A 16837-nucleotide genomic window follows, 5' to 3' on the forward strand; every position below is an offset into this window, starting at 1 on the left:
GCTAAGCGCCAGGTCCGTCTGTCCGCACTTCGCGAAAACCGTCGCAGAACAACACCCGGCGATCGAGCTCGGGTACCCCGGTCAGCCCCAGCATCCCCAGATCGGCCCGCAACTGCACCCGCAGCAGGTCGATGGCATGGCTTACACCTGCTTCGCCCGCGATGCTGGCGGCATAGTTGAACGGCCTGCCGACAAAGACAAAGCGAGCCCCAAGGGCAAGCGCCTTGATGATATCGGTGCCGCGCAGGATGCCACCATCCAGCATCACGGACATATCCCCGGCACGCTCCAGCGCCGCCGACAGCACCCGCAACGGCGCCACTGCACCATCCAACTGGCGGCCACCGTGGTTCGACAGGATCACGCCCTCGGCCCCCATTTCCCTTGCGCGGGCCACGTCATCGGGGTGCAGGATGCCCTTGAACACCAGACGCCCTTTCCATTGGCGCCGCACCTCGGCCAGCAGATCCCAGTTCAGGAACTCGCGGCCGGAAAAATCCCGCACTGCCTGCCGCGACAACAGCGGCGCACCACGCCCGGCGGTGGCGTTTTCGAAATGCGGCGCGCCGTGCTGCACAAAGGTGCGCACAAAGGTCCCCAGCGCCCAGCGGGGATGGGTCATCCCCTGCCACAGCAGCGCGGCATTGGGGCGGATCGGTGTCTTGTACCCGGATCGCAGGTTGTTTTCGCGGCTGGGCACGACGGCACTGTCGAGAGTGACAACAAGGGTTTCGATCCCGGCGCGGGCAACCCGATCCAGCAGGGCGGTGATCTCGGACAGGTGCTGGGGCAGATAGGCCTGATACCAGGCGTCCGGCACCTCGGCGACGATCTGTTCCAACGGGATCAGCGAGGCGGCGCTGATGATCATCGGAATGCCGGCCTTGTGCGCGGCGCGCGCCATGACCAGATCACCGCGATAGGCGGTCAGCGCCGAGGCCCCCATCGGCGCGATGCCAAAGGGCAGATCAAACCCCATCCCCATCACTGTGCACGACAATTGCCGCCCCGACACATCGACACCGACGCGCGGCAGAAAGCCGATTTCGGAAAAGGCCGCGCGGTTGTCATCGCGCGACGCATTGGTTTCGGCCGCCCCCGCGACATATCCAAAGATCGGCGGCGGCAGCCTGCGCCGCGCCGCCGGTTCGAAATCCTCCAGGGCAAAGATCCGGCGCAGGGCGCGCGGCGCGCGGGCGGGGGGCGTTGTCATGCGGCCCCGCCTAACCCGCGAAACGGGTTTGCGCGACGCCCTTGATCCCCAGCCCGGTGATGGCAAACAGGCTGCCGGCCTCGGGCTGCGTTTCAGGGGCGGTCAGGCCCAGGCTGAGCGAGGTGAAGAACAGGATATCCAGATCCTTGCCCCCGAACATCGGCTTGGTGGGTTTTTCGACCGGCACATCGACAGTCTGGATCACCTCGCCCTTGGGGGAAAGGCGGTACAACTGCCAGCCTTCGATCCCGGCCTGCCAATAACACCCTTCGGCGTCGACGGTCCCGCCGTCCGGGCGCCCCGGCACTGCACGCGTGTCAAAGAACAGCTGCGGGTCCCCCGGCGTGCCGGTTTGCGTGTCGTAATCGCAAGACCAGATCGTGCGGACCCGGGGATTGCTGTCGGAAAAATACATCCGCTTGCCATCGGGCGAAAAGGCCAGGCCGTTCGTCGTCCAGATTCCGCCTTTCCAGGCTGTCACGCTCAGATCCGGGTCCAGGCGGTAAAAGGTGCCGACCGGCTGGGCGTCGCCCATGTCCTTCATGGTGCCGGCCCAGAACCGTCCCTGCGCATCGGTGCCGCCATCGTTGAAGCGGCTTTCAGGCAGATGGGATTCAGGGTCGGCAATGGGCTGGCGCGCGCCTGTCGCGGGGTCAAAGAACCAAAAGCCCGACTTGGCCGCAACCACCAGACCGCCCTTGTCGCGGCGGGCAATGCAACCGACCGGTTCGCCAAAGTAGTAGCTGTCGTTGCTGCCGGTGACCGGATCGTAACAGTGGATCAGGCCGCCCAGGATATCCACCCACCACAGCCGTTGGTCGACGACGTCCCAGACCGCGCCTTCGCCCAGTTGCGACCGTGTCGGGGCTACACAGGTGATCGTTGCTGCCATGTTCTTCTCCTTGCCGGTAGCGGCCTTGAATGGGTCAGTGTCCGGCCGCGCCTGGGGCCGCCTTCCTGTAGTGATGCGAGCTGACAAGCGCCGCGGCAATCAGGAAAATGCCCAGCAGGCCGGTCACCGGTTCGGGCACGTGGAACAGCGATTGCGCGAAAAGCGCCAGCGACAGGAAGAACACGGAATAAAACGCCCCGTGTTCCAGGTACCTGAACTGCGCCAGCGTCTGCCTTTCGACGATCATGATGGTAAAGGACCGCACGTACATCGCCCCGATCCCCAGGCCAACGGCGATCAGGAACAGGTTGGTGGTCAGGGCAAAGGCGCCGATGACCCCGTCAAAGGAAAAGCTGGCGTCGATCACCTCGAGGTACAAGAAAGCGCCCAAACCGCCCTGCGCCCCGATCTTTGCCGTGTCGCGGGCCGCGTTGTCCAGCAGGTGACCGACCACATCCACCAGGGAAAAGGTCAGCAACCCGAACAATGCGCCAAAGGCGAACTGGGTTTTGGCGCCTTCGGGCAACAGGACCGCGAAACCGGCCACCACGGACAGGACCAGCGCGGTCTCGAAGCCCCGGATCGCGCCGCAATCGCTTAGCCGTGCCTCGAGCCAGCTGAACCAATGCACGTCCTTCGCCTCGTCCACGAAATAGGTCAGCGCCACCATCATCAGGAAGGTGCCGCCAAAGGCGGAAATCGACAAATGCGCCTCGTCCATGATGCGGGCATAATCGGCGGGCTGGGCGATGGCCAGTTTCAGCGCCTCGATCGGGCCGATCCAGGCCGCCACGGACACCACCGCCAGCGGAAAGACGATGCGCATGCCAAAGACCGCGATCAGGATGCCCCAGGTCAGAAAACGGCGGCGCCATACCTCGGACATGGTTTCCAGCCGATTGGCGTTCACCACCGCGTTGTCAAAGGACAGCGCGATTTCAAGCGCGGCAAGGATGGCGCCGATCACCAGAAAGGAAAAGACGCCGCTCCAGTTGCCGGAATGCAGCCAGCCCAGCCAGGCGGACAGCATCAAACCGACGATCGTGACGATCACCGGCCATTTGAAATAAGACCCAAGGGGACGATCCACGGCCATGGCTCCTTTTTGTGTTGTGGCGCTGCGGTCACGCCTTGGCGTTGCGGGCGCGCCAGTCGTCGTAACGTTTCAGGGTGTCAGGGTCGGTTGGCGGGTAAAGACCGATGATCGGCACGTTGCGGCGCACCTCCTCCAGGACGAAGCGTTCGAAATCCTCCATCGGGCCAACCTCGGCGGCGATCTCGTCGGCCAGGTGCCGGGGAATGATCATCACCCCGTCGTTGTCCCCCAGCACGATGTCGCCGGGATAGACCGCAACACCGCCGCAGCCCACGGGCAGGCCGATATCGACGGCGTGGTGCTTGGTCAGGTTGGTCGGCGCCGAAGGCTTGGCCCCGAAAACCGGCATGTCCAGCGCGGCGGCGCCCTCGGCATCGCGGATGCCGCCATCGGTCACCACGCCGGCCGCGCCGCGCATTTCCAGCCGCGTCAGCAGGATCGAACCCGCCGACGCCGCCGAGGCATCCTGCCGGCAATCCATGACCAGCACGGCGCCTTGGGGGCATTGTTCGACGGCAACGCGCTGCGGGTGGTCGGGTTCACGAAAGGCCTCGATCGGGTCGGTGTCGGGCCGCGCGGGAATATAGCGCAGGGTAAAGGCTGGACCGACCAGCGGCTTTTTACAGGGCGCAAAGGGCGCAACCCCCTGAACATAGGCGTTGTGATAACCGCGCTTGTACAGCAGCGTCGCCACCGTGGCGGTGCTGGCCTGCGCCAAACGGTCAAGGGTTTCGGGGTGCAGCGGAATGCTGTCGGCGGGTTGCGGGTTGGGCATCGGGGTATCCTTTCTGGCGGATGTCAGCGGCCTGTGGGAAATGGCGCAACAGGCACTAGCGCGCCCTTGCCCTGAACGACCTGCCCGGCCAGCTGGCACGCCTGTTCGACACTGTCGCGCAGGGGAATGTCCCCCTTGATCCCGGCCAGGATCGCGGCGTTGAAGCTGTCCCCGGCGGCGGTGGTATCGACCACGCCGGACAAACCCGGCACCGGGTAGCTGCCGCAATCCTGCCCTTGCCGAAAGAAGACCGGATCGCCGCCGTTCTTGACCACGATCGTGCTGGCCCCGGCCGCCGCATAGCGTTCTGCCGTGGCCTCGGGGTTGGCGTCCTGAAACCACTGTGCCTCGTCCTCGAAGGACGGCAGGGCGATGTCGCTGACGGCCGCGCCGCGCATGATCGCATCGGTCATCTGCGCCGGATCGGACCACAGGCGCGGGCGCAGGTTGGGGTCAAAGGCCACCGTGTGGCCCCCTGCCCTTGCCGCCTGCAGCGCGTTCAGAAGGTTTTCGCGCGCCGGGGCGTCCAGAATGGCCAGGGTGATCCCCGAGAAATAGATCAGGTCCGCCGCCTCGATCGCGGCATTCAGCGCGGCAGGGTCGTCTGCCAGATGGCGAGCGGCCGATTGCCCACGCCAATAGGAAAAGCTGCGCTCGCCCTTGTCGAGCGTGATCATGTAGAGCCCCACCGTCCGCCCCGGCAGCCTTTGAACGTGCCGGTGGTCGATGCCGCTGGCCGAAAAGGTTTCGCACATCTGCCCGGAAATCGCGTCGTCGCCGACCGCCGTGAAATACGACACCGCGATGTCCGGCCACATCCGGGCCAGATACCAGGCCGTGTTGAACGTATCCCCGGCAAACCCGAGACTGTATTCATTGGGGGCGGATGTGGGCGCAAATTCCGCCATGCATTCGCCAATCGCAAGAAAGCGCATCTTGAAAGGTCCGATGTTCCGAAGGGATCAGGGGGCCAGCCCCTTGATCAGGGTTCCGGGGAATGGGCGGGCGCAGCACTGCGCCCACCCTGCCCTGCTTTACGCCACAGCTGGGCGGCTGCGGTCCGGGTTCGTCATGGGCGTTTCCTGTCCGTGGGTCAGGAAAACAGCATGCCGCCGTTGATGTCGACATTGGCCCCGGTGATGAAGGCCGCGTCGTCGCTGGCCAGAAAGCTGACCAGGTTGGCCACATCCTCGGACGTGCCCTGCCGCTTGACCGGCGAGGCGGCCTCGACGTTGCGGCGCACTTCGTCCTTGGTAAAGATGTTGTGGAAATCGGTGTCGATCATGCCCGGGCACAGGGCGTTGACGCGGATCTTCGGCCCCAGTTCCTTGGCCAGCCCGCGCGTCATGGTCATCACCGCGCCTTTCGAGGTGGCATAGGCAATCGCCCCGGGTCCACCGCCATCGCGCCCCGCCTGGCTGGCGATGTTCACGATTGCGCCGGACGGCATGTGCGGCAGGCAGGCCTTGATCATCAGGAAGGTGCTGGTCAGGTTCAGATCCATCACCGCCTGCCAGTGTTCCAGCGACATCTCTGCGATGGTCTTGCGCGCGATCAGCCCGCCCGCGTTGTTCACCAGGATATCGACGCCGCCAAAGGCCTCGAGCGTGCGGGTGACCAGCGTTTCGACATCGACGGCTTTGCTCAGGTCGCCCTGCACCGCGATGGCCTTGCCGCCAAGCGCCTTGATCTGTTTGACCGTCTCTTCGGCGCCGGCGCTGCTGGCGAAATAGTTGATCGCAACATTGGCGCCCTCGGCGGCCAGCTTGACGGCGCAGGCGCGCCCGATGTCACGACCACCGCCGGTGACGATTGCGGTCTTTCCCTGAAGTTTCATGATCTTTGTCCCGTTCTTGTTGGTTGACCGCCGCGCCCGCTGGGGCGCGGCCTGTCGGCTCAGCCTTTGAGCTTCAGGAAATAGTCGAAGATTTCCGGCACGTTGCCTTCGCCCATGCCGGCATCAACGGCCGCCTGAAGGTTGTGCGAGGTGCCTTCGGCAATCTCGGCCCGCGTGCCCAGATCCTCGGCCATCTTCAGGAAATACCCCAGGTCCTTGTTGGCGTTGTTGATCGAGAAGCCCAGGTCGCTGACGCCATCCACCGCGTAATTCTTGCAAAACCCCATGAAGGGCGAATTCGACGGGCCGGTCGACATGATGTCGTACAACTGCTGGCGGTCGACACCGGCACGATCGGCGACCGCAAAGGCCTGGCTCATGGTGCAGACGGTGGTCATGCCCATGAAGTTGTTGATCAGCTTGGTCACGTGACCGGCGCCAAGCGCGCCGAGGTAAAAGACGTTTTCGCCCTGCTGGTCGAGCACCGGCTTGACCTTGTCAAAGGTCGCCTTGTCGCCGGCGGCCATGATGTTCAGCAGACCGTCCTTGGCGTGCGCCGGAGTGCGGCCCAGCGGGGCGTCGACCATGCCCGCGCCCTTGGCCGCAAGGTCTGCGCCGATCTTGCGGGTCGAGGCGGGGATCGAGGTACCGAAATCGATCAGAACCGCGCCTTCCTTGATGCCGGCAAGGATGCCGTTGTCGCCATAAACGACCTTTTCGACGACTTCAGAGGTGGTCAGGCAAAGCATGACGATGTCGCTGGCCTCGGCCAGTTCCTTGGGGGTGGCGGCCTCTTTGGCGTTGCCACGGGCCAGAACGGCGCCAACCGCATCCTTGTTGAGGTCCATCACGACCAGTTCGAACCCCCTTTTCTGAAGGTTCTCAACCATGTTCCCGCCCATGAGGCCGAGACCGATGAAACCGATGACGGGTTTGGTCATGCCGTGTTCTCCCTTACGTTTTTCTTTGTGTTTGTTGGATCAGAGGAAGTCTTCGCGGTGCGGCGTGAAGATATCCAACAGCGTCCCTGCCTCGAGGCAGGTGGCGCCGTGTACGATGTTGGGCTGCTTGTACAGCGAATCCCCGGCGGCCACGACATAGGTCTTGTCGCCGACGGTGAATTCGAACTTGCCCGAGATGACATAGGTGATCTGTTCGTGCGGGTGATGGTGCAGCGCCGCGACCGTCCCCGTTTCAAAGTGCACTTCGACGCACATGACGTTGTCGTTGTAGGCGGCCACTTTCCGGGTCAGCCCGCCGCCAGCGTCAAACAGCGTGTTTTCAGCTGCGGGAAAGTAGTTTTTCACGGTCATCGCATGTCTCCATGACGTTTGTGCAGTCGGCGTCCGGCAGCGCCGGAGCGGTGGTTGTGCGGTCGGGTCAGGTGTTGGCCAGCTTCTTCATCACCACGCGGAATGTGTTTTCATCCGTATCGGTAAAGTAGAGGTCGGCGTCATAGCCCTGATCATCGAGGAAGTGGAAGATCCGCTTCGGCTCGCTCAGCCTGTAGGGCACCAGCAGGGTGGCGATGCGGTGGCGGGTGGCCTCGGGATAGCGGGCGTGCAGGCAGGTGCTGACCGGCAGACCCTCGATTTCCGAGGGGTCGACATCGGGAAACCCGGTTTCCTGCGTCAGCGTCGGCTTGCCCGCTTCGGACCAGATCACCTGACCGTAGAACCCTGCCCTTTCGCCGCTGTAGCGGAACGAGGTCTTGCCCAGGTCATAGGGCGCATTGGCGTGCAGCAACCAATCGACCGACACCGGCGTGTCCGCATCGACGCTGTCGACGATGACGAAATAGCTGTTGCGGACGAAATAGACCTCGCGCTCGGCCCGCGTGACCTCGGGGGACAGGCTGCGGTAGGCCGGGGTGGCGTCGCCCTTGATATAGATATGATCGTCGCGCTCTTGGGCGGTGATGATCTTGCCGGTGGCGGCCATCGCCTTGGCCTTGTCCTTGTCGGCGTACTGGCCCTTGCCGTTGATCAGGATGGCGTTCTTGGACCGGGTCTGGCGCCGCCAGTTGCGGTGCATGGTCGAGTTGAAGGCGACGTAGTGCCCGGACTGGATCGCCAGATCTTCGCCAAAGGCCGCCATGCAGAATGCGTTCTGGTCGCCGTGGCTGTGGCTGATCGACCCGAAGGGCGAGGATTTGAACACGAACTGGATATGCTGATCAGGATCGTCCATGGCGTGCTGCACCCCGACCCAGCCGATGCCCTTGAAGTGGCGCAACCCGCCTTTTGGAGGCGTGGCCTCGACAAAGGGAAAGTCGGTGCGGAAGGTCAGCTCGTCAAAATTGGTGTCCCACCAACCCCAGTTGTAGAACGCCATTTCGGTGCCGGGGTTCAACGCCAGGTTTTCGTCGCAATACCACTGATAGGCACCGTTGCCGGTGACCCCGGCGAACTGGCGCATGTTCAGGCCGGTCTTGATGCAGGGCAGATCGCCCTGCGTGCTGTCATCGCCAAAGGTGGCGCGGCGGGTGTTCGGCGCCTTGCAGAACAGCGGAAAGTCCCCGGTGTTCTGAAAGAACGGCCGCTTGTATAGATCAAGGCCCGCGTAGCTTTTCAAACGGTTGGCCGCGTCGATCAGATAGGCCATGCCCATCATCCAGTAATTCGTGCCCTCGGCCCAGCCGCCGTCGCTGTCGCCCCAGGGCGAATAGACGGTGAACAGGAATTCGATGCAGTAATCCAGCCATTCGCGCGGCTCATCGTCGTCGGTTTCACCCAAAAGCGCGATGCAGGCCGGAACCAGCGTCAAAGACACCGAGCGCACCGCATGGCTGTCGTAGGGGAACAGGTGGATCTTGGCGTTGACGATCGCATGTTCGGCGATGTCGCGGGTCCGCGCCATGAGGGAGGCGCGCACCCGCGCCCGCTCGTCCTCGGTCATCTGGTCGTGCAACCAGTCATAACCCCAGGCAAGCGCGTTGGTGACCCGATAGGCCCATTCGTCGGTATAAGCCCGCGAGGTGACGCCCATCGGGTCCCAGCTGGCGGCCTCCAAAAGCCATTCCTTGGCGCGGTCCAGCATGGCCTGATCGCCGGTCACCTGGCCGCCGATGGCAAGGTGACGGATGGCGTACCACAGCTCCTGCAGCTCGATGTAGGTCTGGCGCCAGACCGGCGCGGTGCGTTGGTGGTTCGGATAGCCGGCGGGCTCTTTCATGATGTCCCGCTCCATCCAGGGCAGAACGGATTTTTCGTAGAAGTTGAACCATGTGCAATGGTCGGGATCGGCCTCGACCGCCCTGCGGAAATCGGCCAGACGGTCCGGCGTCAGCCAAAGCCGGGGGTGTTCCAGCGTGGCCTTGGAATAGCGCGCCGCGCGCGACACCAGCGGCGTTTCCGGCAGATCGGCGGTGATCGAAAAGCTGCGGGTCTTGCTCCAGCTGGTGGCGGGCTTGCCGGTGGCCGGATCGCAGACCGCATAGGACCAGTGGTAATCGCCCGGGGCAAGGGCCGTGTCGGGCGTGAAAAAGTTCAGCGGAATTCCGGAGAAGACCTGCGTGTCCTTGGCGGGAAACTCGGGGTCGGTCGAAATGCGCAGCACATACTGCGCCTCGTCCTCGATCACCGGCAGCCAGGTAAAGCGCGGCGGGTTCTCGACGATCTCGCTGGCGGCATCCGGTGCATACTGGATGGTCAGGCGGCCGGTCTTGGGTTCGTCAAGCGTGAGAGCAGGTGCGCCGGGCATCGGTCAGGTCTTTCTGTTGGGTGAAATCAGGGGTGCGGTGCGGCCGCCGGGCGGCCGCACCAAGGTTCACGTAGACGTTTCGGCAGGATCAGCCGTACTGGCGTTCGTAGGCCGAGTTCATGACCTCGATAACCTTGTCGTAGCCCATCTTGTTGAGGGTCTCGACGTAGGCGTCCCAGTCGGCCTTGATGTCGCCCGAACCAAGGATCCAGGCCTGCTGACGCTCCAGCATGTAGGTCTGGATGGACGGCCAGTACTTGTCATAGACTTCCTGTTCTTCCTTGTTGAAGGCGACGCCCAGGAACTGGTCGACCAGCAGGTCTTCGCTGTCGTACAGCTCGATACCCTTGCGTGCCGCTTCTGCGGTCCACTGCCATTCATAGCGGTAGTCCTGCGGGTAACCGCGATAGATCTGAGCGCCTTCCAGGTACATCTGGCTGTTCACCGGCGTGTCCGAGTTCAACACTTCGTCGGTAAAGATCGGCTCGCCGTCGACCATGTTCCAGGTCTTGCCTTCGACCCCGAAGTTGGCCAGCAAAGCGCCCTCTTCCGAGAAGAAATAGTCGAAATACTTGATCGTTTCGACAGGGTTCTTGTTGGTATAGCTGATCGCCCAGCCATCGGGCTTGATCGGGATGCGGCGGTGCTCTTCCATCCGCACGCCACCGGCCGATTTCGGCGGCAGGAACGGGATGAAGTTGAAGCCTTCGATCTTGTCCGCCAGCGCCGAGTTGTAGCCCGAGGTCGAAGCGAACCAGTCATGGGTCACGCCGCCCAGGTTTTCACCCAGCAGGAAGTCACGCGCCGAGGAGCCGCGGGTAAAGACTTCGGAGTCGATCAGGCCTTCCTTGTACCACTGGGCCAGGTTGGCCATGGCGTCACGATAGGCGTCTTGCGCATAGGGATGCGCGATCTTGCCTTCGGGCGTGACATAGAAGTCGTGGTAGGTGTCCGACCCCGAGGTGCGGGCATCCCACAGCGTCATCAGGCGCAGCACTTCTTCCCAGTCGCGGGCGAAATAGGGCACTTCGTCCTTTTGACCGTTGCCGTTGGGGTCCTGGTCGCGGAAGGCCACCATGACTTCGTACAGCTCGTCAACGTTGTCGGGCTGCTCGAGGCCCAGCTTGTCCAGCCAGTCCTGACGGATGAACCACGCCCGGCCATATTTGCCGTCGGGCAGATACGGAATGTAGTAATAGTTGCCGTCATAGGCCGAGATGGCCTCTTTCAGGCCGGGATGTTCGTCCCAGAACTTCTTGATGTTGGGCGCGTGCTCGTCCACCAGTTCGTTCAGGGGGACAAAGGCGCCTTCGGGGCCGTACTGGTTGACCGGCTGCTGGATGCGGTTGCCGCCCACGATGTCGGGCAGGTCACCGGTGGCGATCAGCAGGTTCATCGCCTCGTTGTTGTCCTTGGTGTTGCGACCCGAGGTCTTGTCCACAAGATAGACGTTGGTCTTTTCGCGGGTGACCTCTTCGACCGGATACAGCGTGCCGGTGTCGCCGCCGGGGCCGTAACCCTGGGCGCGCGGCCAGTGCATGTGGATCGTCAGTTCCAGCGGCTCGTCAACGATCGGCAGATGGCTTTCGGCAAAGACCGGGGCCGTCAGGGCCGTCGTGCCGAGGATGGCAAGAGATGCCAGTTTGAAAGTTCGCATGGTGTCCTCCCTTTTGCGATTTCTTGAGTTCATTCCTTAACACCGCCCAGCAAGATCCCCTTCGAGAAGTACTTTTGCAGGAAGGGATAGATCAGCAGGATCGGGATGATCGAACAGACGATGATGGCGGCGCTGACCGTCTCGAACGAATAGGCGGCGGTCAGCAGTGATGTGGCGAATTCCTCGTCATCGGACAGCTCGGCGATGACCTTGCGCAGGTAGACCTGCAGCGGGATCTTGTCTTCGTCCTGCAGCAGCACCATGGCCCAGAAAAAGCCGTTCCAGCGCGACACGATGCAGAACAGTGCGACCGTTGCGATGGCCGGTTTCGACAGCGGCATGTAGACCTTCCAGAGCACCTGGAATTCATTGGCGCCGTCCATCCGGGCCGCTTCCTCGAAGGACTGCGGAATGCCTTCGAAGAAGTTGCGCAACAGGATGATGTTGAAGCCGTTGACCGCAAACCCGATGATGATGCCGAAATAGCTGTCCAGCAGGCCCAGGTCTCGCATGTTCAGGAAGAACGGGATGAGACCCGCGTTGAACCACATGGTGAAGGCCACCGTCAGGTTCCAGAACCGCCGACCGTACAGCTGCGGACGCGACAGGGCGTAGGCGCCCGGAATGATGAACGCGAGGCTCATCAGCGTCCCGCCGATGGTGTAGATGAAGGTGTTGGCGTAGGACGTCCAGAACTGCGGCTCTGACAGCACCTGCTTGTACGCCTCGAGCGTGAAGCCCACCGGCGTCAGGATGACGTTCCCGGCGCGGGCTTCGAAGCCGGTGCTCATCGACAGCGAAGCGATGTAGATGAAGGGATACAGCGTCGAGATCGTGAAAAGGGCGATCAGCACCATGTTGACGATGACGAAGAGTTTGTCGCCGCGTGAATAGAGATTCATGTTGGTCATGGTCTTCCCCCCTTACCAAAGCGACGTGCGCGAATAGCGCTTGCTGATCGTGTTGGCAGTCATCACCAGGACAAAGGCCACCACCGCGTTGAACAGGCCCGCAGCTGCGGCAAGATCGTACTGGCCGCCCTGGATACCCTGACGATAGATGAAGGTGTTCACCACGTCGGCGGTTTCGTAGGTCGCCGGCTGATACAGCAGGATGATCATTTCAAAGCTGACTTCGAGCATGTTGCCGATGCGGATGATCAGCATGATGATGATCGTCGGCAGGATCGACGGGATGGTGATCTTCCACATCATCTGCCAGCGGCTGGCGCCGTCGACGACCGCAGATTCATACAGCGTCGGCGACACACCGGCGATGGCCGCCAGGTAGACGATCGACTGGAACCCTGCCTCTTGCCAGATCCCGGTGCCGACAAAGATCGGGCGGAACCATTCAGGTTTGGTCAGGAAGTAGATGGAATCGATCCCGAGCCAGCCAAGAACCGTGTTCACGATGCCCGCACTTGGGCTGAAGGCGGTGATGACGATACCGGCAATGATGACCGAGCTGATGAAGTGCGGCAGATAGACGATCGTCTGCGCCGTCTTCTTGAAGGTCTGGGCGAGGATCTCGTTGAACATCAGGGCCAGCAGGATCGGCATGGGAAAGCCGAATATCAGGCCATAGAAACTGATGATGATGGTGTTCTTGAGCGCCCGCAGGAACTGGTCGTTGCCGAACAGGGTCTGGAAATGCTCGAAACCGATCCAGGGGCTGTTCGCGACGCCGCGGAAGATCGAGTAATCCTTGAAGGCGATCTGAAGCCCGTACATCGGCTTGTAAAGGAAGACCAGCAACCAAAGGATGGTCGGGATCAGCATGGCATACAGCTGCCATTCGCGTTTCAGGTGGTCTCCGATCCGCTGAACGCGGCCCGGCTTGCGGCGGCGCAGCGCCTCGGATGCATCAAAGACCAGTTCTTCGGTCTTGGGACCGGTGAAGTTGGGATCGCTGCTCATTGTTCCAGCACCTGCCCGGGCAGCGCCTGGCCGGTCTCGGAGTCAAAGACGCGAACCAGATGCGGTGCGATGGTGAACCCGGAAATCCCGTCAAGAATATCCATCTGACCGACCGTGTCGGTGCGGATGACAAAGGGTTCGCCCAAAAGGTTGGCGTGGATAAGCGCCTCGGACCCCAGTGTTTCCACCAGATCGACGTCGATATCGACGCGGCCCGCGGCGCCCTGGTCGGCGACGCTTACGAATTCGGGGCGGATGCCCAGCGTGACCTGCGTGCCGACAGCGTTCTGCAACGATGGCAGCTGCTGCAGCGGAATGCGCTGACCGCCGAATTCACCGACGGGGCCAGTGTCGCCAGCCACGATCGTGGCCTTGACCATGTTCATCGGCGGCGAGCCGAGGAAGCTGGCGACAAAGGTGTTGGCGGGGTTCAGGAACAGCTCCATCGGAGTGCCGATCTGTTCGATCCGACCGTCATGCATGACGACGATGCGGTCAGCCAGGGTCATCGCCTCGACCTGGTCGTGGGTCACGTAGATGCTGGTCGCGCCCAGACGTTTGTGCAGGCGCTTGATTTCGGCGCGCATCTGGGTGCGCAGCTTGGCGTCAAGGTTGGATAGCGGTTCGTCGAACAGGAACACCTTGGGGCGGCGCACGATGGCGCGGCCCATGGCGACCCGCTGGCGCTGACCACCCGACAGATCGGCAGGACGGCGCTCCAGGTAGGGCGTCAGGCCAAGGATGTTGCCGACCTCTTCGACCGACTCGGCGATATGTTCCTTGCTTTCCTTGCGGATCCGCAGGCCAAAGGCGATGTTGTCGGCGACATTCAGGTGCGGGTACAGCGCGTAGTTCTGGAACACCATCGCCACATCACGGTCTTTCGGCGCGACGCGGTTCACGTTGCGCCCGTCAATCGTCAGATCGCCGTCGCTGATTTCCTCGAGCCCGGCAATCATGCGCAGGGTCGTGGATTTGCCGCAGCCAGAAGGCCCGACCAGCACGACGAATTCCTTCTCTTGCACCTCAAGGTCGATGCCATGGACAACCTGAACGGCGCCATAGGCCTTGACGATGCCCTCCAATCGAACTCCTGACATGCCCTCTCCTCCCGTGGGTTCCAACGTCCGTCACGCAGTTTCCGTCTGGCGCATCGGGCACGGGCCAATTTGGGGCCCCTGCCCTTTCGGGCGATTCGTCGAAAACTTTTTACTGGTATACTAGTCAGAAAACTGGAATACTAGTCGGAAGTTAAGACTCGCGAAACGAATGCAACTGCAAGATGCCGATCCAGGCATCATGACTGGGGCTGTCGCTGCGCCCTTTCGGCACGTCACAGTTCACTGCGGCATTGGTTTCCCGTCCAAGGCGCCGATCGTCATGCCCGGACCTGCCGGGCCTCGGGCTGATGCGGCGACCAAAGCGGGCATTCAACAGTCTTGGGACGCATTATTTCCAAGGTCGGGAATTGGCGTTCAGGGAAAACGTGACTATACACCGCCGACGCAGAAGGAAACCGACGGATGCAACAGACCATGACAAGCGACCGCAAGACGACGGTTGACGAGATCTTCGAGCATCTCCTGGACGAGATCAATTCGCTGCGCCTGCGCCCCGGTGACAGAATTTCCGAGGCCGAGATTGCCGCCCAGTTCGGCGTGTCGCGCCAGCCCGTGCGTGATGCCTTTACCCGTCTGGCCAACCTCGATCTTTTGATGATCCGGCCGCAGCGCGCCACCGAGGTAAAGCGTTTCTCGTCGCGCGAGATCGAAAAATCACGCTTTGTCCGGGCGGCCGTGGAATCCGAGGTCCTGCGCCGGGCCGCCCGCAATTGCGACCGTGCCGAGGCCAAGCTGCTGGACGCCTGCCTGAAACGCCAAAGCACCGCCATCGCCAAGGGTGATTATCAAAAGTTCGGCCTGCTGGATTACGAATTCCACCAGACCCTGTGCGAGATCGCCGGTGTCGGTTTTGCCTTCGAGGTCATCTCGGCCGAGAAGGCCAAGGTCGATCGGCTGTGCATGCTGGGCCTGGCCAAGGAAGACCGCATGCCGCAGCTTTTGAAAGACCACGAAGCCATCGCCGACGCGATCATCGCCGGCGACGAAGAGCGCGCGGTCAAACTTGGCATGGAGCACCTGTCCCGGCTGGACGCGACGATCGAAGCGATCGAAGTCACGAACGCCCATTACTTTGAGCCCAGCCAACCCTGACGACCCGCCGCCCTTGGGCGCACTGATTTTACGTTCCTTGTTTCATCTCGACGCAGACACGCCTTTGGGGCTAAGCAGCAGGCTTTGCCGCCGATGGCCCGACGTCCTGCGCACCCCGGATCCAGCATGACCGACAGTTCCGCCAGCGCTCAGCGCCCCGATATCAAGGCCGTCTTCAACCTTGCCTGGCCGCTGACCCTGAAGGCAATCATGCTTCATGGCATCGTGGTGATCGACGCCTATCTTGTCTCGGCGCTGGGGGAAACGTCGGTTGCCGTGCTTGGGCTGTCGGCCTCCATTGCCGGTTTGCTTCTGGGTCTGATCGTGGCCTTTTCCAACGCCACCCAGATCCGTATCGCCCAGGCCTTTGGATCGGGCGACGAGGTGTTCCTGAAATCCGCCTTGCTGTCGGGGCTGACGATCAACGTCACCGTGGTTCTTGCCGGTCTTGCGCTGCTGGGTCTGGCGGCCGGCACCATCATCGACGGGCTGGCCCATGACGCCTGGATCGCCGCCGAAGCAAGGCGCTATCTGTCGGTCTTTGCCATCGTCGTTGTTGCGGAATCCGTCGGCCATTGCCTGACCAGCTTTTTCAACGGTTGCGGCGAAACCCGGATGCCGGCGCTCAGCTATGTTTTTGCGGTTCCGATCAACATCTGCGCCAGCGTCGTTTTGATCCACGGACTGTTCGGCGCGCCGCAACTGGGTGTTGTCGGTGCCGCGCTTGGCAGCGCCCTTGCCTCTGTGCTGCAGGTCGGGTTTCTGGGCGTTGTCCTTCTGTCTCGGCACGCCGCTTTGCTGCGTGTCCCCGGCTGGCGCAATGGCAGCTTTGCCGCAACCCTGCGTCGTCACCTGACCTTTTCCCTTCCCATCGCCGCGACCTTTGCCAGCGCCACCCTGTCGATGAGCGTTTGCGGCCTGATCTATGCCACGCTGCCGGTCAACCAGTTTGCCGCGATGACCATCATCAACCCTTGGGTTCAGGTGGCGGGCACGGTGGGCATGTGCTGGGCGCAGGCGACAGGAATTTTCGTCGCTCAGCTGCTGGGCCGTCGCACCAGCGAAGACGTGCTGGATGCTTTCCTGTCCGACACGCGGCGTGTGTCTTTTGTTGCCGCGGCCTTGGTGGCGATGGTCTATGCGTTCATTTGCCTGTCGACGCCCTGGCTGTATTCCGAGCTGCACGCCGAAACCCAAGCGACGCTTCTCAGCTTTCTGCCGATCCTGTTGGTGCTGCCCTTCCCCAAGGGATCGAACGCGATTTGCGGCAATACACTGCGCGCCGGCGGAGAGACGGTTTATGTGATGCACATCTTTGTGTGGTCGCAATGGCTGTTCAGGGTTCCTGCAACGGCGTTGATGGTCCTTGTGCTGGATCTTTCCGTGACTTGGGTCTTTGCGCTTCTCTTGGCCGAGGAGTTGGTGAAATACCTTCCGTTCCACATGCGTCTGAACAAGGGCGATTGGAAACGGGCCTCGGTCGACCATTGAAATCGCGGTTAGGCGAGGCATTTGTCCACCGCGGTGGACATG

At 62.3% G+C, this 16837-nt stretch carries 14 protein-coding genes and 1 pseudogene; 2 read left to right on the top strand and 13 right to left on the bottom strand.

Going from position 1 to position 16837, the window contains the following annotated elements; translation table 11 throughout:
* Position 1 precedes the first annotated feature (1 nt).
* From QF118_RS18965 to QF118_RS19025, 13 genes and pseudogenes are all read right to left on the bottom strand, one after another.
* Positions 2-1213: an alpha-hydroxy acid oxidase gene (locus QF118_RS18965; protein ID WP_282302577.1), complete on the bottom strand. Its 1212-nt coding sequence runs from the start codon at positions 1211-1213 to the stop codon at positions 2-4.
* A gap of 10 nt (positions 1214-1223) precedes the next feature.
* On the bottom strand, positions 1224-2105 hold the full coding sequence (locus QF118_RS18970; protein WP_282302578.1) for an SMP-30/gluconolactonase/LRE family protein: 882 nt from the start codon (positions 2103-2105) through the stop codon (positions 1224-1226).
* A gap of 34 nt (positions 2106-2139) precedes the next feature.
* Entirely contained in the window at positions 2140-3201 is a 1062-nt protein-coding gene (locus tag QF118_RS18975; RefSeq protein WP_394357104.1) for a DUF475 domain-containing protein, read from the bottom strand.
* Positions 3202-3229: 28 nt separating this feature from the next.
* Positions 3230-3976, bottom strand: coding sequence for a ribonuclease activity regulator RraA (locus QF118_RS18980; RefSeq protein WP_282302580.1), 747 nt, complete (start codon positions 3974-3976; stop codon positions 3230-3232).
* A 23-nt stretch (positions 3977-3999) separates the two neighbouring features.
* The gene (locus QF118_RS18985) at positions 4000-4911 is read right to left on the bottom strand and encodes a sugar kinase (protein WP_282302581.1); all 912 of its coding nucleotides are present in this window, start codon (positions 4909-4911) and stop codon (positions 4000-4002) included.
* 158 nt (positions 4912-5069) lie between these two features.
* Positions 5070-5813: an SDR family NAD(P)-dependent oxidoreductase gene (locus QF118_RS18990; protein WP_282302582.1), complete on the bottom strand. Its 744-nt coding sequence runs from the start codon at positions 5811-5813 to the stop codon at positions 5070-5072.
* 59 nt (positions 5814-5872) lie between these two features.
* A pseudogene (locus QF118_RS18995) lies at positions 5873-6763 on the bottom strand (NAD(P)-dependent oxidoreductase); the annotation flags it as partial.
* A 30-nt stretch (positions 6764-6793) separates the two neighbouring features.
* The gene (locus QF118_RS19000) at positions 6794-7126 is read right to left on the bottom strand and encodes a cupin domain-containing protein (RefSeq protein WP_282302583.1); all 333 of its coding nucleotides are present in this window, start codon (positions 7124-7126) and stop codon (positions 6794-6796) included.
* A 67-nt stretch (positions 7127-7193) separates the two neighbouring features.
* Positions 7194-9515, bottom strand: a complete 2322-nt coding sequence (locus tag QF118_RS19005) for a heparinase II/III domain-containing protein (protein ID WP_282302584.1) — start codon at positions 9513-9515, stop codon at positions 7194-7196.
* A gap of 88 nt (positions 9516-9603) precedes the next feature.
* A complete protein-coding gene (locus QF118_RS19010) occupies positions 9604-11172 on the bottom strand; it encodes an extracellular solute-binding protein (RefSeq protein ID WP_282302585.1) in 1569 nt (522 codons plus the stop codon).
* 29 nt (positions 11173-11201) lie between these two features.
* On the bottom strand, positions 11202-12083 hold the full coding sequence (locus tag QF118_RS19015; protein WP_282302586.1) for a carbohydrate ABC transporter permease: 882 nt from the start codon (positions 12081-12083) through the stop codon (positions 11202-11204).
* A gap of 12 nt (positions 12084-12095) precedes the next feature.
* Positions 12096-13091 carry an ABC transporter permease gene (locus QF118_RS19020; RefSeq protein ID WP_394357105.1) on the bottom strand — a complete coding sequence of 332 codons (996 nt, stop codon included), beginning with the start codon at positions 13089-13091 and terminating at the stop codon, positions 12096-12098.
* Positions 13088-14191, bottom strand: coding sequence for an ABC transporter ATP-binding protein (locus QF118_RS19025; protein WP_282302587.1), 1104 nt, complete (start codon positions 14189-14191; stop codon positions 13088-13090). The genes QF118_RS19020 and QF118_RS19025 overlap by 4 nt, the downstream gene beginning before the upstream one ends.
* A 423-nt stretch (positions 14192-14614) precedes the next feature.
* Between QF118_RS19025 and QF118_RS19030 the strand changes: the two genes are divergently transcribed.
* Together QF118_RS19030 and QF118_RS19035 are read left to right on the top strand one after the other, a co-directional pair.
* On the top strand, positions 14615-15304 hold the full coding sequence (locus QF118_RS19030; protein WP_282302588.1) for a GntR family transcriptional regulator: 690 nt from the start codon (positions 14615-14617) through the stop codon (positions 15302-15304).
* A 126-nt stretch (positions 15305-15430) separates the two neighbouring features.
* The gene (locus QF118_RS19035) at positions 15431-16795 is read left to right on the top strand and encodes an MATE family efflux transporter (protein ID WP_282302589.1); all 1365 of its coding nucleotides are present in this window, start codon (positions 15431-15433) and stop codon (positions 16793-16795) included.
* Positions 16796-16837 lie beyond the last annotated feature (42 nt).

The organism is Tropicibacter oceani (assembly GCF_029958925.1).
Lineage (GTDB): Bacteria > Pseudomonadota > Alphaproteobacteria > Rhodobacterales > Rhodobacteraceae > Pacificoceanicola > Pacificoceanicola oceani.